Source organism: Casimicrobium huifangae, assembly GCF_009746125.1.
In the GTDB taxonomy this organism is placed as follows: Bacteria; Pseudomonadota; Gammaproteobacteria; order Burkholderiales; family Casimicrobiaceae; genus Casimicrobium; species Casimicrobium huifangae.
Genome location: NZ_CP041352.1, coordinates 3,007,122 through 3,033,253 on the forward strand (window position 1 = coordinate 3,007,122; position 26,132 = coordinate 3,033,253).

Below are 26,132 nucleotides of genomic sequence, written 5' to 3' on the forward strand. Positions count from 1 at the left end.
CGCTATTTCGCTGCCAGCCCCAGGCGCTCAATCAGCAGCTTGTCCTTGGCGAAGGTCTCGCGCGCCCATTTGGCGTAATCCTCACCGCTGCGATACCAGAGGTCCTGATTGAGCTGATCGAGCACTTCGAGGTGCTTCGGGTCGTCCATCGCCTTCTTGAAGGCATCATGCAGCGTCTTCATCACGGCCGGGTCCATGCCTTTCGGCCCAACCAGACCGTAGGGCGAATTGCCGATCACGTTGTAGCCGAGGTCCTTCGCAGTGGGCACATTGGGCCAGCGTTTGGTGCGCTTTTCGCCAAAGGTGGCGAGCAGGCGCATCTGGCCGCCATCGACGTATTTGTCCCAGCCGCTGGCATCGCTGCCGGCCATCACGTGACCGCCGAGCAGCGCGGCCATCAGGTCAGCGTTGCCCTTGAACGGCACATGGTTGAGCTGCACGCCGGCGCCGGCTGCCAGCTCTTCCAGCAGCAAATGCGGCGAAGTGCCGGTGCCGGTGGAGCCGTAGTCGATCTTGCCCGGCGCTTTGCGCGCGGCTTCGATGTACTCGTTGAAGGACTTGTACGGCGAGTCGCCCTTCACCACAAAGCCGAAGGTGTAGCCCGACACACCGATGATGAAGCTGAAATCGTTGAGCGGGTGCCACATCGTTTTCTGCATGTGCGGAATGCGCAGCATGCCCATCGGGTACTGCGCGATGGTGTAGCCGTCGGGCTTCGCCGCCAGCGCCATGTTGCCGGGGCCCAGGGTGCCGCCCCCGCCTGGCTGGTTCTGCACCACGATGCTCTGGCCAAGATGCTTGCTGGCGAGATCGGCCAGCGCGCGCAGGTGGCGATCAGTCGATCCACCGGCGGGCCAGGGCACGATCATGGTGATCGGTTTGTTCGGGTAGGCCTGCGCCAGCGCGCTGCTGCTGCCGAGCAACAGCGACGCGCAGGTGGTCAGCGCCAGCGCAAGGCCGGCTGTAGTGGTCAGTTTCATCGATTTCCTCCTTGCCCCAATGCGGCGGGGTTACCGGCAATTATTGCGGCATTTGCCGATGCTGCATCACCGCCCGCCAGGCCGCCAGTTTCTGCTCGAACGAGCGACCGGCGTGCGCCGGACTGGTGGACGGCAATCGCGTACAGGGCAGATCGAACCCCGCGAGCGCCGGCAGCACGCCGAGCCGGAAGCAGCGCTCGGCGGCGGCGCCGTTGAAATAGACGTGGTCAATGTGCGGACAGCGGGCGAACAGGCCGGCGAAATCGTTGGCGATCATCGTGCTCTGGTCGATGGCGGAATCCAGGCTGCCGGGGCGTACACAGGATTGCAGCGCATCCCACAGCGCAATGCCACCCGCCAGCAGGGCCCGCGTCCGCTCGACGTACGGCATTGCGGGATCAAAACCGAGCAAGGCGGCCATGATCGGCCAGAAGGCATTGCGCGGATGAGCGTAATACTGCCCCGCCGCCAGCGATGCCATCCCCGGCATGCTGCCGAGGATCAGTACTCTGGCGTTGGGCAAAGCGATGGGCGGAAAGCTGGCTACCCGACTCGTCGTCTGCGGCGGCATGGTGGCCGCTGATTGCGGTCGAAATTTGGCCGCCATGGACTATAAGCTTTTTAGCAAGAACCGCATTGGCGATGGGCTCGTCAGCAAATTCGTTATTAAGTCGACTTTTATGCTTTTCAGCATCTTATCCCATAATGAATAAGGGTTTCGTTGCAAAGATGCTGGCAATGTTGCCTTCACTTTTCTGCGCATTGACTATCCGCCGCACGTCTCCTTCAGTGCGCGCCCGACCCAACCCCGCGCCGGGGGATGCGGCCGGCTGCGAAAATACCAGCTTCGCGTCCACCCCTGCTCCTCCTTGACCGCACTTGACCACAACGCGTGGCGCCTGACCACGGCGCCGATGATGGACTGGACTGACCGCCATTGTCGCGTACTGTTCCGCCACCTCGCGCCCAGCGCCCGGCTGTACACCGAGATGGTGACCACCGGCCCGCTGATTTACGGCAACGCCGAGCAGCATCGCCGCCACCTGAAGTTCACCGCAGTCGAGCATCCGGTCGCGCTGCAACTGGGTGGCAGCGAGCGCGAGGACCTCGCCCGCGCCGCGAAGCTGGGCGCTGATTTTGGTTACGACGAGATCAACCTCAACTGCGGTTGCCCCAGCGAGCGGGTGCAGCGCGGTGCCTTCGGTGCCTGCCTGATGGCCGAGCCGACGCTGGTAGCCGATTGCGTGAAGGCGATGATTGACGCCGTGCCGTCGGGCGTGCCAGTGACCGTCAAGCACCGCATCGGGCTCGACTACAACGAAAGCTACGATTTCGTGCGCGACTTTGTCGGCACCGTCGCCGAAGCGGGTTGCCGTGTCTTCATCGTGCATGCCCGCAACGCCGTGCTCAAGGGACTGAGCCCGAAGGAAAACCGCGAAGTACCGCCGTTGCGCTACGACGTGGTGACTCGCCTTCGCACGGACTTCCCTTCGCTGATATTGGTGCTGAACGGCGGCATTACTACGGCTCAGCAGTGCCTGGATCTGCTGGATGGGTCCGTCGGCACGGTGCCCTCACAGCCCCACGGCGTCATGCTCGGCCGCGCGGCGTATCACGACAGCTACATGCTGGCGCACACGGAAAACGCCCTGTTCGGCACGCCGCTGCCGTCGCGCGACCAGATCGTCGAACAGATGATCGAATACACCGCCCGCGAGATCGAAGCGACCCGCGGCCAGCAGTTTCACACCCGGGTGCGCGATGTTGCCCGCCACATGCTTGGCCTCTATAGCGGGCAGGTAGGCGGCAAGGCGTGGCGGCGCATGCTGTCCGACGCCCGCCTGCTGAACGACAATGATCCCGAGCTGCTGCGGCGCGCCATGCCCTACCAGAGCGACTACGACGACCACCGGCAGCCGCTGCTCGATGCGCTGAGCGGCTGAACCCTCGCCGAGCCGCAGCAAGCGCAACCTGCGGCTACTCGATCTTGAGCCCGGTTTTTTCGATGATGCGCTTCCAGGTGGCTTGTTCCTTGCGAATGAACGTCGCGAACTGCTCGGGGGTACCCCCGCCAGCACGGGCATCATCCTTGGCAAACTTGGCGGTGATGCCACTACTCTTGAGCGCTTTGTCAGCGGCGGCGGCGAGCTTGTCGACAATCACTTTCGGCGTTTTCGCCGGCACCAGAATGCCGTACCACTGCGATGTCTCGAAGTCCTTGTAGCCACTCTCAGCGACCGTCGGAACATTCGGCAACGAAGCCATGCGTTCATGCGAGCCAACGGCCAGCGCGCGCAGTTTGCCGGCGCTGATCTGCCCCATCAGTGCCGGGGCGCCAGTGAAGGTCGCCTGCACGCGACCGCCAAGAATGTCCTGCAGCATAGGCCCGGTCCCCTTGTAGGGCACGTGGGTGGCCTTGATGCCGCTCTCCGCCATGAAATACTCCATCGCCAGATGGCCGGAAGAACCATTGCCTGCCGAGCCATAGGTGATCGAATCCGGCTTCGCCTTGGCCAGCGCGACGAACTCCTTGAGCGTCTTCGCCGGAACATCCGGCGCGACGGCGAGCACATTCGGCACCCGCGCCAGCAGGATCACCGGGGCAAACTCCTTGTTCACATCGTAGGGATGCTTCGGCATGGCATAGGGATTCACCGCCAGGGTGCCAACGTGGCCGAGGATGATGGTGTGGCCATCGGGATCAGCCTTCGACACTTCGGTCATGGCGATCACGCCGGCGCCGCCGGGCTTGTTCTCCACGAACACTGTCTGGCCCAACGCCGTTGATAGTTCCTGTGCCACCGCACGGGCAACTATTTCACTGGTACCACCCGGCGCAAACGGCACCACAAAGCGGACTGGCTTGGTCGGCCACTGCTGGCCCGTTGCGGTCAATGAAACGCCGGCCAGGGCAAGCGCTAGCAATTTTCTGATCATGAGTTCTCTCTAAGCTTTCGGGTAGTCAGTCGACGGAAATGCCACGCTCACGAACGAGCCTGGCCCAAAGTGTGGTCTGCTGGCGGACGAACTGCTGCGCCGCGTCTGGCCTTGCGGTCTGGATTTCGCCGCCGAGCTGGGCGATGCGTGCCTTCACGTCGGCAGCGTCAAGCGTCTTTTGCAGCGCTGCAGCCAGCTTGCCGATGATCGCCTCGGAAGTGCCAGCCGGGGCGAACAGCACATTCCACTCGTACACCTCGTAGCCAGCAACGCCCGCCTCTGCCATCGTCGGTACTGCCGGCAGAATCGGCGACCGGCGGGCACTGGTCACCGCCAGCGGCTTCAGCTTGCCCGCCTGCACGTGTTGCAGCGTGGAGGCGAGGTTGCCGAAGAACACCGGCACCTGGCCCCCAATCACATCGTTGAGCGCCGGTGCACCGCCTTTGTAGGGCACGTGCAGCATGTCGACACCGGCCGCGCTCTCGAACATCGCACCAGCCAGATGCTGCGCCGAGCCGTTGCCAGACGAGGCGTAAGACACCCCGTTCTTCTTTGCCTTGGCCAGCGCGACCAGCTCTTTCACCGACGCCGCCGGTACCGACGGATTGACCAGCAGCACATTGGGAAACAGCGCAATCACGCCGACCGGCCGGAACGCCTTGTCGCTGTCATACGGCAGCCTGGGGAACAGTGCCGGGTTCACTGCGAACGACGACGCATCCAGCATCAGCGTGTAGCCATCAGGCGCCGCCTTGGCCACAGCGGATGCGCCGATCTGGCCACTGGCACCGGGCTTGTTCTCAATGATGACGGGTTGTCCCAGCGCTTCGCCCAGCTTCGGCGCGATCAGGCGAGCCATGGTGTCGGCGCCACCACCAGCGGGATAGGTCACCACCAGGGTGATTGGCTTGGTGGGCCATGTCTGGGCGTGTGCCGCACCGGCGACGATAGCCAGTAACGACGCCGCCACGGCGTACAGAACATTTCGACTCATGATGGTTCCTCCGGAGATATCGGTGTGCGTGTTGCCGCTAGCGCAGTTGCGCCGTGTAGTGAAAGGAAAGAGCGTCGCCGAACGAGTGGCGCAGCTCGACGCGACGCCCCGCCATGTCGAAGGCGATACGCGCTACGCGAGCGCAGGGCGCGTCTGGCTGCAACTGCAAGGCGGCGGCAACATCGTCGGTCGCCAGACAAAAGGTGACGTTGTCTTCGGCCTTGTGCACGGTGACGCCAGCCAGCCGCTGCAACATCGGATACAGCAAATCTTCCCACTCCGACTTGTTGAGCGGCACCAGCGCGTCAAACATCGGCAGCGGCAGCCAGATCCGCTCATACAGGCAGGGCCGGGCATTCAGCGAGCGGACGCGCGTCAGCGCCAGCACGCGGCTGCCGGGCGGCAGGCCCAGCGCCGTCGTGACCTCTTGCGGGGCATTGAGCACCCGTTTGCCGACGATGCGGGATTGCGGCACTTCGTCCGCCGTGGTCGCCGCAGCGGGCGACGCGGCGCGGAAGCGAAAGAAGCGCAGCAGGCTGGCGCCGCCAATACCGTTGGACACAAAGGTACCGCGGCCGTGGACGCGTTCCAGCAGGCCTTCGCTGACCAGCACGGCAATCGCCTGACGCATGGTTCCGAGCGCCACGCCGCAGGATTTCGCCAGCTGGGTTTCAGCCGGAATAGCGCTGCCCGGAGCCCACTCACCGCTCAGGATGTGACCGCGCAGCGTGGACGCCAGCGAGCCATAACGGCTCAGGCCGGCGGCAGTTGCAGCAACAATCGGCTCAACCGTGGAACTGGAAGAAAACATGGAGCAAAGGGATTGGCAGGGACAGCAGAAGACGATATTCGCAAGATTTCCGCAAATTATAGTCCTCTAGAGGTCTAGAATTCCAGCCATGACAATCAGCAGCCCCTCTGCCAGCTCTGCCAGCCCTGCCCCCCTCGCTTCCGGCAAACCGGATCGCGAGTCAGGTTGCGTCGCCTGCCCGCCCGCCTGTGATTGCCACTTCCATGTGTTCACCGCCAGGGAGAGCAGTCCCGGCGCCCGTTACCAGCCGGCTTACACGGCATCGTTTGGAGACTGGCGCGCGCTTTCGGGCAAAGCAGGCATCGGGCGTGGAATCGTGGTGCAACCCAGTTTTCTCGGCGCTGACAATCGCCTGCTGCTGCAAACGCTGCAACAAGCGCCCGAGGCCTTGCGCGGGGTCGCTGTGGTCGCAGACAACGTCAATCTGGTCGAGATGAGGCGACTTCATGACACCGGAGTACGCGGCATACGCCTCAACCTGATGGGAATGAACGACGATGCCGAGCACCTGCGCGCCCTGCCCTCAGCGTGGTGGGGCAACCTGATGGCGAGCGGGATGCATCTCGAGTTGCATGCAGATGTCGGCCGGATCGCCACCCTGCTGCCATGGGTGCCTTCGGGCGTGACGGTGGTGCTGGATCACTTCGCCAAGCCTGCTGCAGCGAACGCAGACGACCCGACTTTGCGTGCAGTGCAGCGGCGAGCAGGTAATGGTGATGCCGTCTACATCACCTTGAGCGGTGTCTATCGGCTGGGGGGCAGCGACGAGCGCAGTGGTTCAATGCCGGGCAACGACCATGCTCGCGCGCTTGCTCGCCTGTGGCTTGACGTTTTGGGCAGCAAGCGTCTGCTCTGGGGCAGTGACTGGCCGTGCACCAATCACGAGGCGCATGCCGACTACGACCGTTTGCGCAGTCAACTCGATTGGCTGATTGCCGACGACGCTACCCGCGCTGCAATCCTGGCTGACAACCCTGCGGCCCTGTACTGGCGGGCTTGACGTCTGCAGCCGCAGTGGAACTCGTCAAGCGACAGAAAACTCGGTCAGATGGTTGTAGACATGCATTGCATGCGCCGCAGCGTAAGCCTTTTTGTCGAGCGCCCCGTAGGCGAAGTGAGGTTGCAGCGCACCGTTGAACTTGTCGAAGTCGGCGAGTGCTTTCAGCGCCCGATCCAGCGCTGCGGTCTGGTCATCGGTGGCGGCAATAGCTGGAGCGCCGGGGATGGGCTCGGTGAGGCTGTGCTTCATCGCGCCCTTCGAGTGAAACACGGCAAACGCCGCCGCGCCCACCGTACTCTGGAAAAGCGGCGACTTCGGCTGCGGAAAACCAGTCATCGAATACTCAATACTCTGCGCCAGATGCGCGAACACCTGCGCCGGATTCCAGCCACCCGCATGGTTGATTTTCGTGCCGCGCAAGCGGGCCAGCGCGTCAGTCGCCGCAGCAACGGTCAGCGGATGCTTGCCGCTCGGCAGGGCGATCCATCCCGCAGTGGCAGCAGCCGCTACCACGCCGGCGCCAAGGACGATTCTGCGATTCATGGGAGTCGTATCCTGTATTTGCCACGTTGGCTGATGCGGAATTGTCGGCCAAACAGCGCGAAAGCCTACAGGGCAAAAGCTCTACCAACTCAGGTTACTCAGGCGCGCAGCCACCACTGAACGATGCGTGCAGCATTGCCGTTCATCGTCTTCGCATCGAACATCACCTGATCCAGCACAGTGAAATCGGCGAATAGCGCGGCTAACCACGCCATCGTGTGATGCCGCACCAGGCCGCCGTCGGGCAGGCGGAAGACTCCGTAAGGCAGCACGGACCGCGCCGCAGCGTCGGTGCTGGTCTCTGCAGCAAATGCGTCATAGCGACTGACGTTGCGAGCGTCACCTTGCAACGGATAGTCACTCACCAGCAACAGGCCTCCGGGCTGCAGAACGCGGCGCAACTCGGCGATCAGATCGCGCTGCGCGGCATCATCAGCGATGCATGTCAGCACGGCAAACAGCACGACTGCATCGAACTGTCCATCGGCGAAGGGCAGCGTCGCGCCATCAACCACGTCAAACCTGGCGCCGGGATGTTCACGCTGCGCGGTGGCGATCATCTCGGGCGAGTAGTCGACGCCGACCACATTGCGGTAGCCAGACTTTCCGAGCTCGCCACACAGCCGCCCGCGCCCGCAACCGTAGTCAAGCACGGCGGCGGTGGCCGGTACCACTCGCTGGAAGCGCTCGCCATCAAGGGGGTGGGCAAATACCTTGCCCTGCGCCGCGCGGTCCCAGAACTGTATTTGCGACCCGCCCGCCGATTCAGCGGCAGCCACGGTTGTTGCAGTCGGCGTCATGGTCGGGCCCCAAAACCTCAATCGTAGCGTCGCAGTGCTGCTCTTCGTGCTGCGCTGGCCGCCCGGGCATTTATGTCATCGGCATGGGCATTTTCCGATTCACTTCGACGTTGTGCCGAAAGTCCCCCATTCACGCGCAGATTTGGCGCCGCCATCGTTGCATGGCAGTCGCAGTGTCGTTAGTATGATAGCGCTATCATTTTTCACAATACGTCTTCGATAGCTATATAAAAACGACCAACAGGAGGTATTTCATGTTTACGCTACCAAAATGGCATGCCACGCTAGCGATGCTGCTTGCGATGGCCGCCATCGGTAACGCTGCAGCCCAGACGCGCATGCGGTTGTGGGTCATTCACCCGGATGACTATCCGGTCACCATCGCGGCCCGCAGCTTCGCCAGCGAAGTGGGCAAAAAGAGCGGCGGACGCATTCAGATTGACGTGATTGGCACCGACGTCATCCGCGATCAGGCCGAAGCGCAGAAGATGCTGAAAGACGGCAAGCTGGAAATGGGCGAATTCAACCTCGCCATGCTGTCGGAAGCGGTGCCGAGCATGAAGGCGCTCAACCTGCCGTTCCTGTTCTCCGACTCGAAGCACATGTTCAGCCTGCTCGATGGTGAGATGGGGCGCACCTTCGAAAAGCGTCTGGGTGAAGTCGGCTTCGTCAACCTGGGCTGGTACGACGGCGGCTCACGCTCGTTTTACTGTGCCGGCGTCAAGCTCGCCAGCCCGCGCGATTTCAAGGGCCTGCGCATCCGCGTGATCGGCTCCGAAGTGTTCAAGGAAATGGCATCGCATCTTGGCGCCACCCCGGTGTCAATCCCGTACAAGGACGTCGCCGCAGCGTTCGAGCGCAAGGAAATCGACTGCGCCGAGAACAACCTGCCCTCCTTTGTGTCATCGGGCCATTACAAGTACGCCAAACACATGCTGCTGACCGATCACATGGTTCTGCCGGAGGCGCTGATCATCGGCGCAGCGAACTGGAAGAAGCTCGCGAAGGAAGATCAGACGCTGATCGCGGACGAAGGCCGCAAGTCCGCGCTGCTGATGCGCGAGCTGTGGAACAAGCGGGTCGAGGAATCGCGCGCCATCGCGGTGAAGGCGGGCGTCACCTTCGATCGCCCGCTCGACTTTGGCTCCTACCTGAGCCGCATGAAGCCGCTGCACCAGAAGTACTGGAAAGACCCGGAGATGCGTACCGAGCTGGTAGCCATTCTCAGCAATCGCTGAGCATCGCCGGGTTTGCTGCGGCGACCCGGTGAGCCTGATTTCGACTTCTCGCGCTATGTGGAAGGCAGGGACAAGCATCTGCCTTCCGCGCGAAGGCACAACGAGGAGCCGATCGTGGTCTTTTCCGAATATCTTTCCGCCGCCAAGGCTGCCGTCCGCCACGTGCAGGGCAGCGTGCGCTATCGTGGCCTGAACACGGGCGGTGGCTGGATCCGCCACCCCACTGAGATGACCGAAAAATTCGTCGCGCGCGCCGGGCTGATGTGGCTCGATGCGGTCACCCGTCGCGAGTACGCCCACAAGGAAGCGAACTGGGAGACCTTCGTTGACGAATGGCGCAAGCAGGCGCTCAGCACGCAGACCGGCAATTGCTCCGAGCTTTCTGCCCTCGCCTATCGTTACCTGCAGGAGAAGGGCATCAGGCCGGTCGAATACTTCGGTGTCTATCGTGGCAGCTGGAACCACGCCTTCGTCATCCTCAACCGCGACCAGAGCGTGCCGATTCATGACTTCGCCAAATGGAGCTATCGCGCTGTCGTCTGCGACCCGCTGTACGACCGCGCCGGCGACGCCGGCTTCCTTGCCACCTGGTATCCGAAGATGTTCCCGCTGCGCGATGGCGACCGCAAGCTGGTGACGCCCTAGCAGGCTGCTGGCGCCCGCCGGTAACGCGCCGAACCAAGCATGCCCTGGGCTGATCTGGCGTGCCCACCTTCTCCGCATTTCCGGACAGTAGGCGCGCCTTGGCGAAGCACGGGGGCTAGACTGCTTGCACCGTAGCGGCACCGCACGAACGTCGCCGCCGGAAACGATTGCCCGGAGGAGATTCCCATGAAGTCAAACAGAGTGCGCCAGTGGTCATCGCTGGTCGCGATCGGCGCGGCAATGGCGGCCTGTGCAGCCAGCGCAGAGGGGCAGATCAATGTGATGTGCAGTGTGCCGGTTGCCTGGTGCGAGGCAGTAGTTGGCCAGTACCAGCGCGAGACCGGTGTGCGGGTCAACATGACACAAAAGGCCGCAGGCGAAGCGCTGGCGCAACTGATCGCCGAGAAGGCCAATCCGAAATACGACGTCTGGTACGCCGGCACCGGTGATGCACACCTGCAGGCGGCGGAACAGGACGTGACCGAGGCCTACCAGTCGCCACTGCTGCCGCAGTTGCACGACTGGGCGCGGACCCAGGCCGAGCGCTCGAAGTACCGCACAGTCGGGCTATTCGCCGGCGTGCTCGGGTTTGGCTACAACCGTGACGTGCTGGGCAAAAAGAATCTGGCCCCCCGAAGTGCTGGGCGGACCTCACCAAACCGGAGTACAAGAACGAGGTGCAGATGGCGAACCCGAACGCGTCGGGCACCGCCTACATGACTATCGCCACCTTCGTGCAACTGTTCGGTGAGGACAAGGCGTTCAACCTGCTGCGCGCGATGCACAAGAACACCAACAACTATCCGCGCACTGGCATCGGCGCCATCAAGGCGGCGGCACGCGGTGAGACCGGGATCGGGGTGACCTTTCTCGACGACGCCAGCCCCGACATCGCCGCCGGCTTTCCGGTCAGCGTGGTGGCACCATGCGAAGGCACCGGCTATCAGGTGGCGTCCATGAGCCTGATCAAGAATGCCCGCAATGCGGACGCCGCCCGCAAGTTCTACGACTGGGCGCTGACCCCGGCATCGCAAAAGCTGGCTGCCGACACCAAGAATTACCAGACCATGTCGAACCGCAACACGCCAACACCGGCGCTCGCCGTAAAGATTGCCGACGTCAATCTGATCAACTACGACTTCGGCAAATACGGCGATGCCGTCGAGCGCAAGCGTTTGCTCGCCAAGTGGGACAAAGAGGTGTACGCGGCGCCGTAGCGCGCACCGTCCCGGCGAAGTCCGGGCAGCGCGGTGACTACTTCATCTGCGCCGGGTCGTAGAAGAACTTTTCCTCGGCGATGCGTTCGCCTTCCCAGCGCTGCCAGACAAGCTCCTCCATGCGCCCGCTGCGGCCGTCGAGCCATTCAAACTCGAATACCCAGCGGATCACCACATGATCGCCGTTGACGAATGCCGGGCGAATGCACTGCGATGTCACGCGTGCGGCCCGCGCCAGCACCTTGCGCTCGCCGGCAACCAGCACGTCGCGCCCGATGCGCGGCGCGGCGTTGTTCTCCTGCATCGACGCGTTCTCGGTGTAGAACTCCTCAATCGCCTCGGCATGGGCGTTTGATTCAACGCGGGCGATAAAGCGTTCGAGCGTGGCAGTGGTGGGCATAGTTGCGCCGGGCTGTCATGGATGTCGGCAACATCGTAGCCCAACATCGCGCGCAAGGTTCGATCTACACAAAGCGCAGAACAGAGGCGATTCGGGGGAGAAGCGCAAGGGAACCCTCACGCGAAAGGCATCAGGCAAGTGGTAGGCCGTGTAGGGGTCGAACCTACGACCAACGGATTAAGAGTCCGCTGCTCTACCAACTGAGCTAACGACCCATCGCCGTGACGAATGGAAATTCTAGCGTAAGTCGCGCGGGGACATCTCAGTCAGCATAGCGATGTGGCGCGTGTACCCGGCCCTATCACTGCAAACGCTTGGCCGAACGACAACGTGCCCCGTCCCAAAGCCATGAAAGTAGGGCGGGACGCTCGCGGTCCCGCCGCATGCGGTGGCGAGATGTTGCGTCGTTGAAGTGCCTTCGGCGATGGAACGAGGCGGAACCGCGAGCGTTCCGCCCTACGAGCTAAGAGCTACAGGTTTCGCTTTCTAATCGAACAACAAGAACGAGACAAACGCAAGCAAAGACAGACTCTTATAGGCATTTAGTTCCGTGCCGCAGTCGAGATGCCATTTGGCGCCGTGCATGACGCCGTGCCTATTTAGCGTACACAGGTTATTGCAGGATTGTGCCGCGTCCATGCGATCACTATATGACCGCACGCGTTCGAGAAAATATGAGTTGCGTTTCGCGAACGAATCTTTAGTTGCGAAAACCTTTGGCAGGCTCTGCTTTCGCTCATTTGCGTCAGTAAAAAGATATGCCCCAAGACCGTCGTGGCAAATGCCGTCACTTTGGGACAGAAGTATCGGAATTGCCGCGACAAATCTCTGTTCGCGCAAAAGTTGAAACGCCTCAACCAAAATCGCCGAGCGGTGATTGTGCCTCGCCGCGAGGTGATGGAGGAGCTTGTCTCGGTCACGCTTGAGGTGTTCAAGCATGAATGCATCCAGCGAGGAATCACTGCCGCCGATCACATCAATTGAGGACGAGAACGGTGTGAACGCATTGGGGTACCAGCCCTCATTCGCCGCGTCGTCCCAAGCGTTGATGTGCAATGCTAGTAGCGCAGCACTCCGACGCTGTTCATTCTGATTTTTCTCGCGGACAAGTTGAGCCATCCGATTTCTTGCACTTTCGTCACGCGCAAGCAAATCAAGCAATCGCTGACGCCTATCACCGATTGTCATGTCGCCGGTACCAACTCCGGTAACGAGGTCGTCAACAGTAAGCGGCACTGTCTCTATGCTCATGCGTTCACAAGGCGGGCAATGCCCGCCCTACGACCAATCGCGTTCGTGGTTCGACAAGCTCACCACGAACGGAATTGACGGTTATCGGTAGACCGGAAACCGCGCGCAAAGCGCCGCCACTTCACCACGCACGCGAGCAATCACCGCCTCATCATTCGGCGCATCGAGCACGTCGGCGATGAAGTTGCCGACCATCTTCGCCTCGGCCTCCTTGAAGCCGCGCGTCGTGAACGCCGGCGAGCCGAGCCGGATGCCGCTGGTGACCATGGGCTTTTCGGGATCGTTCGGGATGGCGTTCTTGTTGCAGGTCATGTGCGCCTTATGCAGCACGGCCTCAGCGTCCTTGCCCGTGATCTTCTTGGCGCGCAGGTCGACCAGCATCAGGTGCGATTCGGTGCCGCCGCTGACGATGCGCAGGCCACGCTCGACCAGCGTCTTTGCCAGCACGTCGGCGTTCTTGAGCACCTGCTCCTGATAGGTCTTGAACTCGGGCTTGAGCGCTTCGCCAAAGGCCACCGCCTTCGCCGCGATCACATGCATCAGCGGGCCGCCCTGCAGGCCGGGGAACACGGCGCTGTTGAGCTTCTTGGCGAGGTCCTCATCGTTGGTGAGGATCACGCCACCGCGCGGGCCGCGCAGCGTCTTGTGCGTGGTGCTCGTGACCACATGCGCATGCGGCATCGGGTTCGGGTACACACCGGCGGCGATCAGGCCTGCGTAGTGCGCCATGTCGACCCAAAGATACGCGCCCACTTCATCAGCGATTTCGCGCATCTTCGCCCAATCCCACTTGAGCGAATACGCCGAGCCGCCGCCGATGATCATCTTCGGCTTCACCTCGTGCGCCTTGGCGCGCATGGCGTCGTAGTCAATCGTCTCGGCAGCGGTCAGGCCGTAAGCGTTGGCTTTGAACCACTTGCCACTCATGTTGAGCGCCATGCCGTGCGTGAGGTGGCCGCCTTCGGCGAGCGAGAGGCCGAGGAAGGCGTCGCCCGGCTGCATCAGCACGAAGTAGACCGCCGTGTTGGCCTGCGCGCCGGAGTGCGGCTGCACGTTCACAAATTTCGCACCGAACAGCGTTTTCAGTCGCTCGATGGCGAGCGTCTCCGCGACGTCAACATACTCGCAGCCGCCGTAGTAGCGGCGACCGGGGTAGCCCTCAGCGTATTTGTTGGTGAGCTGCGAGCCCTGCGCCTCCATCACGGCTTTCGACGTGTAGTTCTCGCTGGCGATCAGCTCGATGTGATCTTCCTGGCGCTGGTTTTCGGCGTTGATAACGGCGAAGACTTCGGCGTCAACGGCGGCGAGCGGCGAGGTGAAAAATTCCGGGCGGGCGTTCATGAGCATGTCCTTTCAAAACGATGATTGGTGCACCGTCGGCTGACATGAACACGCGGCATGGCGTGCGCTCAGATCAACCCGCACAGAGGCGCGGGGCGCAGACGGCACATGCCCAGGCGGACGGCGGATTTGCGACCGGTGCCCCAGCCGCAACAGCATGCTTCCTGAGGGTGGCTCCCTCTCAGACGACGCCCCAAAACGATGCTTCGGGATCGACGCTTACGCCAGTTACATGCCTGCCGCGATTATAGGTTGTGAGGGACGGCCAGCCTCAACAGCTTTTTCTGCAAAGTCCATCTGTAAAGGGAATTCACGCAGGAATCGCCATTTATCGACTTATAGCTAAATGCCCCTCTTAGCCCTGATCGAACGCCACCATTCGAGAAAAGCTGTATGCGCCAGCTGCCCCTGTTATGTCCCGAACTGCCGCAGCCTCCAGACCGAGACGATGGCGTCCCCGGTGGAGCCTGGCGCCGGGGCAGAACAGCCAGATTGGCCTGATGTGTTCGTCGTCGATGAAACGCTTCAGCATGGCGTCAACCGTCAGTCTGAACGGGATTGCACCATTGGCAACACGGACCGACCCGCTGCGCGGGTGCGAGCGGCAACCGCCAATCATCAATCCCAGCTTGGCCCTGCGCCCGGGCTGGCACGATCGCAGGCAAATTCCGTGAGCAGCAAGCGGGTCATCCCTGATATGCATTTGTAACAAATGCAATAGACTGGCGTACGTCCTCTTTCAGGAGGGAGGGCGGTCACAGTTGCCGCCCGCTGCGATGCGGGCGGCCTTTTTACGGAGCAGATGACCCCATGACTCGGCCAGCCCGACCGACGCAGAACCTGTTTACTCCTGTTGCGACGTCCATCGCCGGGAACGAGGGCACTGATCGCGTTGACGCCCAAGACACGATGGGTCTGCTGCGACGGTTCCGCGCATTGATGCAGGCAGCCAGAAACCAGTTTGTGGAAGCACGCGTGCAAACCGGGCTGACCGGTGCGGAGCTCTGGGCACTCGCCGAAGTGCGGCGGCGCCCGGCTATCCGGGTGACGGAGCTGGCGCGCAGCATGAGCATTCATCAGACCACGGCAAGCAATCTGGTCATGGTGCTGGTGCGCGCAGGCTTGGTGGAAAAGCAATCGTCGGCGTCAGACCGGCGCTGGGTGACACTCGCCGCCACCGCCGCCGGTGAACGTGTACTTGACTCAACGAGCGGCCCTCACCAGGGCATCCTGCCGGCGGCAATCGAGCGACTCAGCGACTGGCAGCGCGAGGCCTTGACTGCGGCGCTCGAGCCCTTGCTGGCACAACTTGACATCACAACTCTGGATTCCGCCGCAGATACTCCGCTGGCCGAAATTCTTGACACCGGCGGACGACGGCCGCGCGCCCGCCGGCAAAGTCGCCCACGATGACGTCCCGTGCAGGCGGCGCGCTGCAGCGATTGCTGGCGAGCCTTTCTGGCCTGCTCGCCGGATTGCGGACTGCTTTTGCACGAAGCACCGACGGCCGCAGCACACCGCCAACTCGCCCGCACGCGTTGCCGTCACCCGTCAGCGTGGTAATTCCGGCCTTGAACGAGGAACGCCGAATCGCCGACGTCGTGCGTTATGCATTGTCCGATACAGCCTGCACAGAAGTCATTGTGATCGACGACTGCTCAATTGACGCCACGCACGAGCTGGCTGAGGCTGCGGGCGCACATGTGCTGACCAGCTCGATGCTGGGCAAGGGCGAGTCAATGCTTGACGGGCTTAATGCCGCCGCACACGACATCGTGGTCTTCCTTGATGGCGATCTTGCCGGCATGCAGCCGGAGATAGTCAGCCGGCTCGCCGAGCCAATTCGCGCGGGCCGTGCTGATCTCGTCAAGGCCGCTTTCGGACGTGCGGCCGGTCGCGTTACCGAGCTCACTGCAAAACCGATGTTGCGTGTCTTTTTCCCGGAGCTGGCGCGGCTGGCGCAGCCACTGGGTGGCATCGTCGCCGCCCGCAAGGCGCTACTGCGTCAGCTCAAATTTGAGGCAGGTTACGGCGTGGACGTCGGCATTCTGATTGACGCGCATCGGTCCGGCGCCCGCATCGAGGAAGTGGATATCGGCACCATCGATCACGAGAGCCAGTCGCTCACCGCCCTCGCCGATATGGCGGTAGAGATTCACCGGGTAATTCTTGACCGGGCTGCGACGGCCGGCCGCGTAACCATCGATCACCTGCAGGCGATGTTCGAAGTGCAGAGGCAGGAGCGGGCGTCGTTTGAGCGCACCGTGCAACGCATCCGGCCCAATAGCCGTGTGGTTTTGATCGATCTCGACACTGCCATCTGCGCTGGCAACCTTCATGTCAATATCGCCAACGCCCTGGGTCTCCCGGCGCCGTTGGCAGATGCCACACGCCATGACGGGGGTGACACTGGTCGCTTGAACGCATCGCTGCTCCGCTTCGTCCCCCAGGAAAAACTGCTGGCCGTTGCCGGCGGTCTGGTAATTGACGTCCGGGCCATTGGTGTCATCAACACACTCAAGCGGCGTGGTTATGTAGTGGGTCTGGTGAGCGGCTACTGTCACTTACTGGTTGATACGCTCCGCAAACGCTTGTTCGCCGACTTCACGATCGCCAGCGATGTCACGTTCAGCAATATGGTCTGCGATGGCACCCCGCTACAAAATATTGCGTTCACCCGCATCGGTGGCGGCTGTTTACGTCATGGCGAGTGTGCGTCGAATGTCATCGCCCATCTGCGGGCACTCGACGATGCGCGGTTGCCGATGCGGCTGATCGCGGTGAGTGGGACGACAGGACAATGGGTGAACTGCCCGCCGTCCACGGTAGATGCGCTTATCGTTGTCGGCAGTGGGGTGCCGGATGGCCTGGCCAGCGGCCGCCCGCCGGCGCGCTGGATCAACTCGCTGGCCGACTTGCCCGCTGCGCTGGCGCCGTTTGACCAGCCTGCAGCGCTGGAAGATGCGGTCGCCTAGCGCAGCAAGCCACCCGCGGAATCAGGTCGGAAGCGCCCAGAAGCAGATGATTGCCACGAAAGTCGGCCCTGCCGCAGCAGCCAGCAGCCACAAGGGACTGATGTGTTCGTCGTCGAAGAAACCTTTGAGGATGGCGTAGCCTGCGGGGTTTGGCGCGTTGGCGATCACCGTGAGGCCGCCACCAGTGACGGCACCCGCGACCAGCATGTATTTGAACTCCGGTGTCAGCCCGGAAACCAGCGAGCCCAGGTAGGTCAGCGCCGCGTTGTCGGTGATGGCCGTCAGCGCCGTGGCGCCGAAGTACACCTGATCCGGGGACATCTTGAGCAGCAGCGGCTGCAGCCACCATTGCTGCATGCCACCAAGCACCACCAGTCCAGCCAGGAAGAAGCCCACCATCAGTGCCTCACGCAGGATCAGGCGGTCCTGGTGCTGCGGGTAGGCGCTGGCGATACCCAGAAAGAGCAGCAGGATGCCCATGAACAGCGCCGGGTGGTGCGCGAACACCACCACGCCGGCAAGCAGCAGCACATGCGTGACACACACGGAAAACGGCACCCGCCCTTCGGACGCTCCATCCGACGTACTGCGCAGCGGCCGCAGCTCATTGAAAAACAGCGTCGCCGCCACCGCCGCGTTGATCGCCACCGCCAGTGCGGCACGCCAGCCAAATTGACTGATCATGAAGCCGATGTTCCAGTCCCACTTGGCAGCCACCATCAGCACCGGGGGCGCGGCGTAAGGAGTCAGCACACCGCCGATCGACACGTTGACGAACAGCACGCCCAAGGTGGCGTAGCGCAGCCGCGCCGAGAGCCCCGCCTTGTAGAAGCGGTCGCGCAGCATGAACGCGCCCAGCGTCATTGCAGCAGGCTCGGTAATGAACGACCCGAGCAGCGGCACCACGGTCAGGATAATCCAGTAAAACGCTACCGCCCGCGGCAACGGCAACATGCGCGACAGCCCCGTCACCGCCAGCTTGGCTACATGCAGCACCGGTTTGCTGGCTGCCACCACCATGATCGCGATGACGAACAGCGGCTCGGTGAAATTGCGCCCATCAATGTAGTCAGTGCCGGCCTTCATGCCGCCGGTGACGAACAGAAAAATCAGCAGCGCACCAGACCACAGGCCGAACACCGCCTCGACTTCTCCGAGCAGGTGAAACAGGCCTTCATGCTTTGGAAACCGGTGGCCGAGCGACGCAATCTTTGGCGCCAGGAAGGTGTGCAAGATCGCCAGCACAAACAGCACGGCGGCAACGGTCTCGGTGGTGGTTGGATTCATCGGCATCCCGGTCGATCAACGAAGCATGAAATTGGTGCACGCTGAGCTGCCGTGCGGCGCCGCCACGCGCGCTTGCCAGCTACTTGGGCGACAAGATTATTGTAGGCATTGCAACAGCTCGCTCCCCATGCGTCAAAGATGGGGAAAACCCATGAAGTCAGGGTGTTTTGACAACCATACAATTCGGGCCAAGGTCGAAAAGAAGCAGTACGGACCGCAGCATTGCCCACCGTTCCGGTGGCGAGCCCAATCACTCAAGCACTCAAGGAGAGAGCATGCAACGTCGTGATTTTCTAACCAAGGCGGCAGCCAGCGCGGCCACCGGCGGCGCCATCCTCGGCGCCCCCGCCGTCATCGGCCAGGCGCCGGCAGTCCGCTGGCGTTTGACGTCGGCATTCCCGAAGTCACTGGACACGATTTACGGCGCTGCGGAAGTCTTCGCGCAGGAAGTCAGCAAGGCGACCGGCGGCAAGTTCCAGATCTCGGTGCACGCCGCTGGCGAAATCGTGCCAACGCCGGGCCTCGTTGATGCCGTGCAGAACGGCACCGTTGAAGCCGGCCATACCGCCCCGTATTACTACTTCGGCAAGGATGAGACGTTCGCCCTCGGCTGCGCGATTCCGTTCGGGCTCAACAGCCGCCAGATGAGCGCCTGGATGTTCGAAGGCAATGGCCTCAAGCTGATGCGCGAGTTCTACGCCAAATACAACATGATCAACTTCCCAGGTGGCAACACCGGCGCGCAGATGGGCGGCTGGTATCGCAAGGAGATCAAGACCGCGGCCGACCTCAAAGGTCTCAAGTTCCGCGTCGGTGGCTTTGCGGGCAAGGTTTGCGAGCGCATGGGCATGGTGCCGCAGAACATCCCCGGCGGTGAGATTTACCAGGCACTGGAAAAAGGCACCATCGATGCCGCCGAATGGGTCGGTCCGTACGATGACCAGAAGCTCGGCTTCAACAAGGTAGCCCCGAACTACTACTACCCCGGCTGGTGGGAAGGCGGCCCGCAGCTCGACTTCTTCATCAACCAGAAGGCTTGGGATTCGCTCAACGGCGAATACAAGGCGATCGTCGAAGCCGCTGCCTCGCACGCCCACGTGATCATGCAGGCGCGCTACGACGCACGCAACCCGGCGGCCCTGAAGCAACTGGTCGCCGGCGGCACCAAGCTGCATGCATTCAGCGATGAGATCATGAACGCGGCGTTCAAGGCATCGATGGAGCTTTACGCAGAAATCTCGGCGAAGAACGCCAACTGGAAGAAGGTCTACGACGACTACGCCAAGTTCCGCGCTGACCAGAATCTCTGGTTCCGCTTCACTGAAGCGCGTTTCGACCGCTTCATGCAGTCGCAAAAGCTGTAACCCGCTCGCGATAGCCGCACAGCCCGCACGGCGCAAGCCCTGCGGGCTTTTTGTTGCTTACAAACATGACGAACTGACTGGCTGTCCAAGCCACCGCCCGACGGATGCGACGTACGCTTGTCCAGATGAATTGACACCGCGCAAACTGCGGTCGCCGACGCTCCCTAAAATCTGTTGCAATGGCGCCCCTCGCATGGGGCGTTGTTGTTGTCTGTTTCGCCGTGACCGCGTCACGGCAGTTTTGGAGTTGCTATGAAGCGTCGTGATTTTTTGAGCAAGGCAGCCGCGACTGGCGCCACGGCCGGTGCCATCCTGGGCGCCCCGGCCGTCATTGGCCAATCCCCGGCCGTCCGTTGGCGCCTGACGTCGGCGTTCCCGAAGTCGCTCGACACCATTTATGGTGGTGCGGAAGTGTTCGCCCAGCAGGTCAGCAAGATGACCGGCGGCAAATTCCAGATTTCGGTGCACGCATCGGGCGAAATCGTGCCGACGCCCGGCGTGGTGGACGCGGTGCAGAACGGCACCGTGGAAGCGGGCCACACCTGCGCTTACTACTACTTCGGCAAGGACGACGCTTTTACGCTCGGCTGCGCCATTCCATTCGGTCTCAACAGCCGCCAGATGAGTGCGTGGATGTACGAAGGCAACGGCATGAAGCTGATGCGCGAGTTCTACGCCCGCTACAACATGCTCAACTTCCCGATGGGTAACACTGGCGCCCAGATGGGCGGCTGGTATCGCAAGGAGATCAAGTCACTCGCCGATGTGAAGGGTTTGAAATTCCGTGTCGGCGGCTTCGCTGGCAAGATTTGCGAGCGCCTCGGCATGGTGGCGCAGAACATTCCCGGCGGCGAGATTTATCAGGCCCTGGAAAAAGGCACCATCGACGCTGCTGAATGGGTCGGCCCGTACGATGACCAGAAACTCGGCTTCTCGAAAGTGGCGCCGAACTATTACTACCCCGGCTGGTGGGAAGGCGGCCCGCAGATTGATCTCTACGTCAACCAGAAGGCATGGGATGCACTGACGCCGGAATACAAGGCGATCGTCGAGGCGGCCGCATCGCACGCTCACGTCGACATGCAGGCGAAGTACGACGTGAAGAATCCTGTTGCGCTCAAGCAGCTGGTTGCCAGCGGTACCAAACTGCATGCCTTCAGTGACGAGATCATGAACGCGGCGTTCAAGGCGTCGATGGACATGTACTCCGAGCTGTCGGCCAAGAACCCGGCGTGGAAGAAGATCTACGAGGATTTCTCGAAGTTCCGCAGCGATCAGAACCTCTGGTTCCGCTTCACTGAGGCGCGTTTCGACCGCTTCATGCAGTCGCAAAAGCTGTAACCGCTTTCACGATCTCTCCGCAGTTCACATGCAGCCCGCACGGCGTTCGCCCTGCGGGCTTTTTTGCGCCCGCCAGGCCTCGGGAGGGATACGAGTCAGAAGTTCTCGTCGGCTCTCAGATAGCGCCACTGGCCGATCGGCAAATCACCGAGCAGCACGCCGCCGATGCGGATGCGCTTCAACGCCACGACTTTCAGACCAACCAGTTCACACATGCGACGGATCTGGCGTTTCTTGCCTTCGCGCAGGATGAAGCGGAGCTGGTCCTCGTTTTGCCACCAGACCTTCGCGGGCTTGAGCGCCGCGCCGTCGAGTGCGAGACCGTGGTTCAGGCGACGCAGCTCGGCATCGGGCAGGCGTCCGCCGCGCAGCGACTGCACGCGCACGAGATATTCCTTCTCCACGCCGGAGTCCTCGCCAATCAGCTGCTTCGCGACGCGACCGTCCTGCGTCAACACCAGTAGTCCAGTCGAGTCGATATCGAGCCGCCCGGCGGGCACCAGGCTCTTCAACTGCTCGCGCTGAAAGCGTAGCGGCGCGCGATCCTCACGCCAGCGGTTCTCCGGGCGAACCAGGACGACCGCGGGTTCGTAGCCATCCTCCGCCTGGCCACTGACATAGCCGATCGGCTTGTTAATGAGCACGGTGACGCGACTCGCCTGCTCAGCGGCGGCCGCGCGTACGATGGATATCTTCTGATGCGGCAGCACTTTCTGACCGAGTACTGCGGGCGCACCATCAACATGCACCCAACCCTGCTCGATCCACGCATCGGCCTCACGTCGTGAAGCGAGCCCGAGCTCGCTCATGCGCTTGGAGAGTCGGACAGGTTCAGTCATGACGCGATCAGATGAATTGGGATGAGGAGATGGGTGGATCGTCGACACAAAAACAAAGAGCACCCGCGGGTGCTCTTTGTCAGGGCGGGAAGGTAGTCTACTTCTTCCCTTCTTCCTTTTTCACAGCGTCGAGGATCGCCTTCATGGCGTCGTCCTCGCTCTTGCCGCCTGCAGGTGCGGCGGGTTCGGCCGGAACCGCCGGCGCAGCGCCGGGCGCGGGGCTGTTGGCAGGGGGCGTGCCCTGCTTGAACAATTCGTCCATGCTGCGCTCCTTATCCTGGCCTTTTTCTTCCGCGGGCTGTTCGATCTTCACCTTGTCGAGATCGACCTTAACCTCTTTGTCGAGGCCGCCGGACACGATTCCGGGGAACGCGATGATCAGACCAACCATCACAATCTGAATCAGCACAAACGGCACCGCACCCCAGTAAATCTGCATGGTGGTGACGGGATGCACCAGTTTCTTGGTGATGCGGTCGGTGTATTCCTTCACCGGCGCCACACTGCGCAGGTAGAACAGCGCGAAACCAAACGGCGGGTGCATGAACGAAGTCTGCATGTTGACGCCAAGCAGCACACCGAACCAGATCAGGTCGATGCCCAGCTTCTCTGCCACCGGGCCCAGCAGCGGCACCACGATGAACGACAGTTCGAAGAAGTCGAGGAAGAACGCCAGCACGAAGATCAGGATGTTCACCACGATCAGGAAACCCACCTGGCCGCCCGGCAGGCCGGTCAGCAGATGCTCAACCCACTTCGGACCATCGACCCCCTGGAACACCAGACTGAAGATGGTGGAACCAATCAGGATGAACACCACGAAGCAGGACAGTTTCACGGTGGTATTGAGCGCCTGCTTGAGCAGGCTGAAGCTGAGGCGGCCGCGTGCGACTGCCATCACCAGGGCGCCGATGGCGCCCATCGCGCCCCCTTCGGTCGGTGTGGCGATGCCGAGGAAGATAGTACCGAGCACCAGGAAAATGAGCAGCAGCGGCGGGATCAGAACGAAAGTCACTCGCTCAGCCATGCGGGAAAGCAGGCCCCAGCCCGTCAGCTTGTTGACCACGGCCGCAACAAACGCGATCAACACACCAACGCACATTGCTACGACAATCGTTTCATCGAGCGGCACGGAGAGTGGCGGTTGCCCCTTCCACCAGGTCAGGATGGCGCCGTAGTTCTGGGCAAAGACAACCGCGGCGGTCGTCGAGATGATGGTCAGAGCCAACAACGAGGGCAGGCCGGACTTGCCGTTGTCTTCGCGGATGGTGCGGGCTTCCGGTGGCAACGCTGGCACCCAGGCCGGCTTGATGAAGGCAACGCCGATCACGTACAGCGCGTACATGCCGGTCAGAATGAAGCCGGGAATGAACGCACCCTTGTACATGTCGCCTACGCTGCGACCGAGTTGGTCCGCCAGAATGATCAGCACCAACGACGGCGGGATGATCTGCGCCAGCGTGCCGGAGGCGGCAATGACACCACTCGCCAGGCGCCGGTCGTAGCCGTAACGCAACATGATCGGCAGCGAGATCAGCCCCATTGAGATCACCGAAGCCGCCACCACGCCGGTGGTCGCAGCAAGCAGCGCGCCGACGAAGATCACGGCGAAGGCGAGACCGCCACGTACCGGGCCGAACAACTGACCAATGGTGTCGAGCAAATCCTCGGCCATGCCACTTCGTTCGAGGATCAGCCCCATCAATGTGAAGAACGGAATCGCCAGCAGCGTCTCGTTCTTCATGATGCCGAAAATCCGCAACGGCAGTGCTTGCAGCAGCGACTCGGGCAGGATGCCCAGTTCGATGCCGATGAAGCCAAAGAACAACCCGCAGGCACCGAGGCTGAATGCCACCGGGAAGCCGAACAGCAGGAAGACGATCAGGCCCGCGAACATGATCGGGGCCATATTGTTGATGATTGCTTGCAGCATGATGATGGGTTCCCTTACGCCTTGCTGCCTTGCGCGTTGGCCTCGGCCAGACGACGGATTTCTTCAGCCAGCTCTTCTTCAGCCGACTTCTCACCCTTCTTGGCGGTCGGGTCGTCGATCAAGCCTTTCAGAAAGGCGAAACGCTTGATCAGCTCGGAAAATGCCTGCAGCAGCAGCAGCGAAAAACCCAGTGGCAGCATGGCGTACACCGGCCACAGGATCAGCCCGCCGGCGTTCGCTGAAGTCTCACCGGAGCGCAACGCCTGCAGAAACCAGGGCATCGAGAACCAAAGCACCGCGAAGCAGACCGGCAGCAGGAAGAGCACGAAGCCGATGATGTCGATCCAGATTTGCCCGCGTTTGGAAAAGCGGCCCGAGACTACGTCGATGCGTACATGCTCGTTGTTCAGCAGTGTGTAACCCGCTGCCAGCAGGAAGGATGTCGCAAACAAATACCACTGCACTTCGAGAAAAGCGTTGGAGCCGATGTCGAATGCCTTGCGTACGATGGCATTGACACAACTGATGACTGTTGAAGCAAAGATCATCCACATCATCAACCAGCCGATCCCGGTGTTGAGCTTGTCGACGGCTTTGCTTAGTGCAAGCAGGCCCTGCATTTGTTAACTCCCCGTTTGTTGCATTGCAAGAAATTCTTGCCGGATTCAAACGCTTTGCATACGGCGTTTACCCGCGTGATGCCATGCACAATGATTTGATCGACAACAAAAAAAGCGCGGTCAGCGGTTGCACCGCGCAAGTTTGCGTTGTTTGGTCAGTACGTGGTCAGGTACCAGCGATCTGCATCGACTCGATCAGCAGCGAGCCCACCAGTTTCGAGCCGCGACGGTCAATGTCGTCGCCGATGGCAACGATACGCTGATACAGATCGAGCAGGTTGCCGGCGATGGTGATCTCTGACACCGGATAGGCGATCTCGCCGCCCTCGACCCAGAAGCCGGCGGCCCCGCGCGAATAGTCGCCAGTCACTGGATTGACGCCCTGCCCCATCAGCTCGGTGACGACAAGACCGCGCCCCATTTGTCTGGCCAGCACAGCGGTATCGCCCCGCATCGTCGGCGTCACCAGCAGATTGTGATTGCCGCCGGCATTGCCGGTGGACTGCATGCCGAGCTTGCGCGCCGAATAAGCAGAGAGAAAGTAGCCCCGCACGACGCCCTTTTCGATGATGCTGCGCCGCTGGCAGGTGACGCCCTCCTGATCAAACGGCGAGCTGGCGTAGGCCTGCGCAATGAACGGATCGTCCACGATATCGACCAGCGGTGCAAACACCGGCTTGCCCATGCTGTCGAGCAGGAACGAGGTCTTGCGATACAGCGAGCCGCCAAACAGCGCGCTGATCGCGTGACCAATAAAGCCGCCGGCGATTTGTGGTGTCAGCAGCACTGGTGCGCTTTGCGTGGCCAGCTTGCGCGGGTTGAGGCGCGCCACAGCCCGCTCGCCCGCCTTGCGCCCGACCGCCTCAGCAGCCTCAAGCGCATTTGGCACGCGATGCGAGGTGTACCAGTCGTCGCGCTCCATGTTGTCGCCATCGGTGGCGACCATTGCGCAGCCGATGTAGTGCGCGCTGCCCTTGTAGCCGCTGCAAAAGCCGTGCGAGTTGGCATAGACGAATTCCGATTCGCTGGCGCTGACCGACGCACCTTCGCTGTTGTCAATGCGCTCATCGACAGCGAAGCCGGCATCCTCACAGCGCTTGGCAATCGCAATGGCCGAATTGGCATCGATCGCCCACGGGTGATAGAGGTCAAGATCAGGAATATCTTTCGCCATCAGTGCGGCATCGGCCAGGCCGGCAAACGGATCGGGGCTGGTGTATTTGGCGATGGTCAGCGCCTTGTCGACGGCGGCGTTGACTGCATCCGGCGAAAAGTCACCGCTGCTCGCGTTGCCTTTGCGGCCGTCAACGTAAACGGTCACGCTGAGCCCTTTGTCGACGTTGTGCTCCAGCGTTTCCAGTTCGCCCAGCCGCACCGTCACGTTGAGCCCATTCCCCTGCGTCACCTCGGCTTCGGCCTGATCGGCACCATCGCGGCGGGCACGGTCCAGCGCAGCGAGCGCGACATCACGGAGAGCATCGGACGAGAGGGCAAAAGACATGGCAGCAGCAGGCAAAAGACGGTCGACAAGGGAAGCGCTGAATAAGTCCCCGCGAAGCTGCGCGCGGCGGATCGGGATGGATGGCGAGGCGCAAAACGCAGTCGTAGCGGGGCTA

Annotated in this window: 25 protein-coding genes and 1 tRNA gene; 10 read left to right on the top strand and 16 right to left on the bottom strand. The window is 61.9% G+C overall.

Annotated elements, in window-relative coordinates; genetic code table 11:
• Nucleotides 1-2: 2 nt before the first annotated feature.
• Both FKL89_RS13545 and FKL89_RS13550 read right to left on the bottom strand, forming a co-directional pair.
• Nucleotides 3-980, bottom strand: coding sequence for a tripartite tricarboxylate transporter substrate binding protein (locus FKL89_RS13545; RefSeq protein ID WP_156863318.1), 978 nt, complete (start codon nucleotides 978-980; stop codon nucleotides 3-5).
• 40 nt (nucleotides 981-1,020) lie between these two features.
• Entirely contained in the window at nucleotides 1,021-1,587 is a 567-nt protein-coding gene (locus FKL89_RS13550) for a DNA-deoxyinosine glycosylase (protein ID WP_238363359.1), read from the bottom strand.
• Nucleotides 1,588-1,849: 262 nt separating this feature from the next.
• On the opposite strand from FKL89_RS13550, the gene dusA reads away from it, so the two are divergent.
• Nucleotides 1,850-2,923: a tRNA dihydrouridine(20/20a) synthase DusA gene (gene dusA, locus FKL89_RS13555; RefSeq protein ID WP_272953698.1), complete on the top strand. Its 1,074-nt coding sequence runs from the start codon at nucleotides 1,850-1,852 to the stop codon at nucleotides 2,921-2,923.
• Between the two features lie 34 nt (nucleotides 2,924-2,957).
• Here the strand turns inward: dusA and FKL89_RS13560 are convergent, their stop codons facing one another.
• From FKL89_RS13560 to FKL89_RS13570, 3 genes are read right to left on the bottom strand one after another with little or no spacing between them, the layout of a single operon-like run.
• Nucleotides 2,958-3,917, bottom strand: a complete 960-nt coding sequence (locus tag FKL89_RS13560; protein ID WP_156863319.1) for a Bug family tripartite tricarboxylate transporter substrate binding protein — start codon at nucleotides 3,915-3,917, stop codon at nucleotides 2,958-2,960.
• A 25-nt stretch (nucleotides 3,918-3,942) separates the two neighbouring features.
• Entirely contained in the window at nucleotides 3,943-4,911 is a 969-nt protein-coding gene (locus tag FKL89_RS13565; RefSeq protein WP_156863320.1) for a tripartite tricarboxylate transporter substrate binding protein, read from the bottom strand.
• A 37-nt stretch (nucleotides 4,912-4,948) separates the two neighbouring features.
• Complete coding sequence (locus FKL89_RS13570) at nucleotides 4,949-5,722, bottom strand: GntR family transcriptional regulator (RefSeq protein ID WP_156863321.1); 774 nt, start codon at nucleotides 5,720-5,722, stop codon at nucleotides 4,949-4,951.
• Nucleotides 5,723-5,810: 88 nt separating this feature from the next.
• Here FKL89_RS13570 and FKL89_RS13575 point away from each other — a divergent pair, with 88 nt between their 5' ends.
• Entirely contained in the window at nucleotides 5,811-6,722 is a 912-nt protein-coding gene (locus tag FKL89_RS13575; protein ID WP_156863322.1) for an amidohydrolase family protein, read from the top strand.
• 24 nt (nucleotides 6,723-6,746) lie between these two features.
• Here FKL89_RS13575 and FKL89_RS13580 read toward each other — a convergent pair whose 3' ends face one another.
• Nucleotides 6,747-7,265, bottom strand: a complete 519-nt coding sequence (locus FKL89_RS13580) for a DUF1569 domain-containing protein (protein ID WP_156863323.1) — start codon at nucleotides 7,263-7,265, stop codon at nucleotides 6,747-6,749.
• Nucleotides 7,266-7,363: 98 nt separating this feature from the next.
• Entirely contained in the window at nucleotides 7,364-8,065 is a 702-nt protein-coding gene (locus FKL89_RS13585; protein ID WP_156863324.1) for a class I SAM-dependent methyltransferase, read from the bottom strand.
• A 254-nt stretch (nucleotides 8,066-8,319) separates the two neighbouring features.
• Here FKL89_RS13585 and dctP point away from each other — a divergent pair, with 254 nt between their 5' ends.
• From dctP to FKL89_RS20505, 4 genes are all read left to right on the top strand, one after another.
• Nucleotides 8,320-9,303: a TRAP transporter substrate-binding protein DctP gene (dctP, locus tag FKL89_RS13590; protein WP_156863325.1), complete on the top strand. Its 984-nt coding sequence runs from the start codon at nucleotides 8,320-8,322 to the stop codon at nucleotides 9,301-9,303.
• A 114-nt stretch (nucleotides 9,304-9,417) separates the two neighbouring features.
• Nucleotides 9,418-9,948, top strand: a complete 531-nt coding sequence (locus tag FKL89_RS13595; protein WP_156863326.1) for a hypothetical protein — start codon at nucleotides 9,418-9,420, stop codon at nucleotides 9,946-9,948.
• Nucleotides 9,949-10,134: 186 nt separating this feature from the next.
• On the top strand, nucleotides 10,135-10,668 hold the full coding sequence (locus FKL89_RS20500; protein ID WP_337786211.1) for a type 2 periplasmic-binding domain-containing protein: 534 nt from the start codon (nucleotides 10,135-10,137) through the stop codon (nucleotides 10,666-10,668).
• A complete protein-coding gene (locus FKL89_RS20505; protein WP_337786212.1) occupies nucleotides 10,632-11,165 on the top strand; it encodes an extracellular solute-binding protein in 534 nt (177 codons plus the stop codon). The genes FKL89_RS20500 and FKL89_RS20505 overlap by 37 nt, the downstream gene beginning before the upstream one ends.
• A gap of 37 nt (nucleotides 11,166-11,202) precedes the next feature.
• On the opposite strand, the gene FKL89_RS13605 is transcribed toward FKL89_RS20505, so the two are convergent.
• The 4 genes from FKL89_RS13605 to glyA all read right to left on the bottom strand — a co-directional run bounded on the left by FKL89_RS13605 (nucleotide 11,203) and on the right by glyA (nucleotide 14,157).
• Complete coding sequence (locus FKL89_RS13605; RefSeq protein WP_156863327.1) at nucleotides 11,203-11,565, bottom strand: nuclear transport factor 2 family protein; 363 nt, start codon at nucleotides 11,563-11,565, stop codon at nucleotides 11,203-11,205.
• A gap of 139 nt (nucleotides 11,566-11,704) precedes the next feature.
• Nucleotides 11,705-11,780 (bottom strand) — tRNA-Lys (locus FKL89_RS13610).
• 271 nt (nucleotides 11,781-12,051) lie between these two features.
• Nucleotides 12,052-12,816 (bottom strand): hypothetical protein, encoded by a 765-nt coding sequence (locus FKL89_RS13615; protein WP_156863328.1) that lies wholly within the window; start codon nucleotides 12,814-12,816, stop codon nucleotides 12,052-12,054.
• Between the two features lie 81 nt (nucleotides 12,817-12,897).
• Nucleotides 12,898-14,157: a serine hydroxymethyltransferase gene (gene glyA / locus FKL89_RS13620; protein ID WP_156863329.1), complete on the bottom strand. Its 1,260-nt coding sequence runs from the start codon at nucleotides 14,155-14,157 to the stop codon at nucleotides 12,898-12,900.
• Between the two features lie 810 nt (nucleotides 14,158-14,967).
• Between glyA and FKL89_RS13625 the strand changes: the two genes are divergently transcribed.
• Both FKL89_RS13625 and FKL89_RS13630 read left to right on the top strand, forming a co-directional pair.
• Entirely contained in the window at nucleotides 14,968-15,570 is a 603-nt protein-coding gene (locus FKL89_RS13625) for a MarR family winged helix-turn-helix transcriptional regulator (protein WP_156863330.1), read from the top strand.
• Nucleotides 15,567-17,132, top strand: coding sequence for a glycosyltransferase (locus tag FKL89_RS13630; protein WP_156863331.1), 1,566 nt, complete (start codon nucleotides 15,567-15,569; stop codon nucleotides 17,130-17,132). The genes FKL89_RS13625 and FKL89_RS13630 overlap by 4 nt, the downstream gene beginning before the upstream one ends.
• A 21-nt stretch (nucleotides 17,133-17,153) precedes the next feature.
• Here FKL89_RS13630 and FKL89_RS13635 read toward each other — a convergent pair whose 3' ends face one another.
• Nucleotides 17,154-18,419 carry a putative Na+/H+ antiporter gene (locus FKL89_RS13635; protein WP_156863332.1) on the bottom strand — a complete coding sequence of 422 codons (1,266 nt, stop codon included), beginning with the start codon at nucleotides 18,417-18,419 and terminating at the stop codon, nucleotides 17,154-17,156.
• Between the two features lie 275 nt (nucleotides 18,420-18,694).
• Between FKL89_RS13635 and FKL89_RS13640 the strand changes: the two genes are divergently transcribed.
• Both FKL89_RS13640 and FKL89_RS13645 read left to right on the top strand, forming a co-directional pair.
• Entirely contained in the window at nucleotides 18,695-19,783 is a 1,089-nt protein-coding gene (locus FKL89_RS13640; RefSeq protein ID WP_156863333.1) for a TRAP transporter substrate-binding protein, read from the top strand.
• A 252-nt stretch (nucleotides 19,784-20,035) separates the two neighbouring features.
• A complete protein-coding gene (locus FKL89_RS13645; protein WP_156863334.1) occupies nucleotides 20,036-21,124 on the top strand; it encodes a TRAP transporter substrate-binding protein in 1,089 nt (362 codons plus the stop codon).
• Between the two features lie 95 nt (nucleotides 21,125-21,219).
• Here the strand turns inward: FKL89_RS13645 and FKL89_RS13650 are convergent, their stop codons facing one another.
• From FKL89_RS13650 to pmbA, 4 genes are all read right to left on the bottom strand, one after another.
• A complete protein-coding gene (locus FKL89_RS13650; protein ID WP_156863335.1) occupies nucleotides 21,220-21,963 on the bottom strand; it encodes a pseudouridine synthase in 744 nt (247 codons plus the stop codon).
• Nucleotides 21,964-22,060: 97 nt separating this feature from the next.
• On the bottom strand, nucleotides 22,061-23,896 hold the full coding sequence (locus tag FKL89_RS13655) for a TRAP transporter large permease (RefSeq protein ID WP_395705910.1): 1,836 nt from the start codon (nucleotides 23,894-23,896) through the stop codon (nucleotides 22,061-22,063).
• Nucleotides 23,897-23,910: 14 nt separating this feature from the next.
• Nucleotides 23,911-24,516 carry a TRAP transporter small permease subunit gene (locus FKL89_RS13660; RefSeq protein ID WP_156863336.1) on the bottom strand — a complete coding sequence of 202 codons (606 nt, stop codon included), beginning with the start codon at nucleotides 24,514-24,516 and terminating at the stop codon, nucleotides 23,911-23,913.
• Between the two features lie 166 nt (nucleotides 24,517-24,682).
• The gene (pmbA, locus tag FKL89_RS13665) at nucleotides 24,683-26,017 is read right to left on the bottom strand and encodes a metalloprotease PmbA (protein WP_156863337.1); all 1,335 of its coding nucleotides are present in this window, start codon (nucleotides 26,015-26,017) and stop codon (nucleotides 24,683-24,685) included.
• Nucleotides 26,018-26,132 lie beyond the last annotated feature (115 nt).

Excerpts from the sequence above, each read along its gene's own strand:
- FKL89_RS13545 (WP_156863318.1), bottom strand. The coding sequence starts at position 980 with ATGAAACTGACCACTACAGCCGGCCTTGCGCTGGCGCTGACCACCTGC.
- FKL89_RS13550 (WP_238363359.1), bottom strand. The coding sequence starts at position 1,587 with ATGGCGGCCAAATTTCGACCGCAATCAGCGGCCACCATGCCGCCGCAG.
- FKL89_RS13560 (WP_156863319.1), bottom strand. The coding sequence starts at position 3,917 with ATGATCAGAAAATTGCTAGCGCTTGCCCTGGCCGGCGTTTCATTGACC.
- FKL89_RS13565 (WP_156863320.1), bottom strand. The coding sequence starts at position 4,911 with ATGAGTCGAAATGTTCTGTACGCCGTGGCGGCGTCGTTACTGGCTATC.
- FKL89_RS13570 (WP_156863321.1), bottom strand. The coding sequence starts at position 5,722 with ATGTTTTCTTCCAGTTCCACGGTTGAGCCGATTGTTGCTGCAACTGCC.
- FKL89_RS13575 (WP_156863322.1), top strand. The coding sequence starts at position 5,811 with ATGACAATCAGCAGCCCCTCTGCCAGCTCTGCCAGCCCTGCCCCCCTC.
- FKL89_RS13580 (WP_156863323.1), bottom strand. The coding sequence starts at position 7,265 with ATGAATCGCAGAATCGTCCTTGGCGCCGGCGTGGTAGCGGCTGCTGCC.
- FKL89_RS13585 (WP_156863324.1), bottom strand. The coding sequence starts at position 8,065 with ATGACGCCGACTGCAACAACCGTGGCTGCCGCTGAATCGGCGGGCGGG.
- dctP (WP_156863325.1), top strand. The coding sequence starts at position 8,320 with ATGTTTACGCTACCAAAATGGCATGCCACGCTAGCGATGCTGCTTGCG.
- FKL89_RS20500 (WP_337786211.1), top strand. The coding sequence starts at position 10,135 with ATGAAGTCAAACAGAGTGCGCCAGTGGTCATCGCTGGTCGCGATCGGC.
- FKL89_RS20505 (WP_337786212.1), top strand. The coding sequence starts at position 10,632 with ATGGCGAACCCGAACGCGTCGGGCACCGCCTACATGACTATCGCCACC.
- FKL89_RS13605 (WP_156863327.1), bottom strand. The coding sequence starts at position 11,565 with ATGCCCACCACTGCCACGCTCGAACGCTTTATCGCCCGCGTTGAATCA.
- FKL89_RS13615 (WP_156863328.1), bottom strand. The coding sequence starts at position 12,816 with ATGAGCATAGAGACAGTGCCGCTTACTGTTGACGACCTCGTTACCGGA.
- glyA (WP_156863329.1), bottom strand. The coding sequence starts at position 14,157 with ATGAACGCCCGCCCGGAATTTTTCACCTCGCCGCTCGCCGCCGTTGAC.
- FKL89_RS13625 (WP_156863330.1), top strand. The coding sequence starts at position 14,968 with ATGACTCGGCCAGCCCGACCGACGCAGAACCTGTTTACTCCTGTTGCG.
- FKL89_RS13630 (WP_156863331.1), top strand. The coding sequence starts at position 15,567 with ATGACGTCCCGTGCAGGCGGCGCGCTGCAGCGATTGCTGGCGAGCCTT.
- FKL89_RS13635 (WP_156863332.1), bottom strand. The coding sequence starts at position 18,419 with ATGAATCCAACCACCACCGAGACCGTTGCCGCCGTGCTGTTTGTGCTG.
- FKL89_RS13640 (WP_156863333.1), top strand. The coding sequence starts at position 18,695 with ATGCAACGTCGTGATTTTCTAACCAAGGCGGCAGCCAGCGCGGCCACC.
- FKL89_RS13645 (WP_156863334.1), top strand. The coding sequence starts at position 20,036 with ATGAAGCGTCGTGATTTTTTGAGCAAGGCAGCCGCGACTGGCGCCACG.
- FKL89_RS13650 (WP_156863335.1), bottom strand. The coding sequence starts at position 21,963 with ATGACTGAACCTGTCCGACTCTCCAAGCGCATGAGCGAGCTCGGGCTC.
- FKL89_RS13655 (WP_395705910.1), bottom strand. The coding sequence starts at position 23,896 with ATGCTGCAAGCAATCATCAACAATATGGCCCCGATCATGTTCGCGGGC.
- FKL89_RS13660 (WP_156863336.1), bottom strand. The coding sequence starts at position 24,516 with ATGCAGGGCCTGCTTGCACTAAGCAAAGCCGTCGACAAGCTCAACACC.
- pmbA (WP_156863337.1), bottom strand. The coding sequence starts at position 26,017 with ATGTCTTTTGCCCTCTCGTCCGATGCTCTCCGTGATGTCGCGCTCGCT.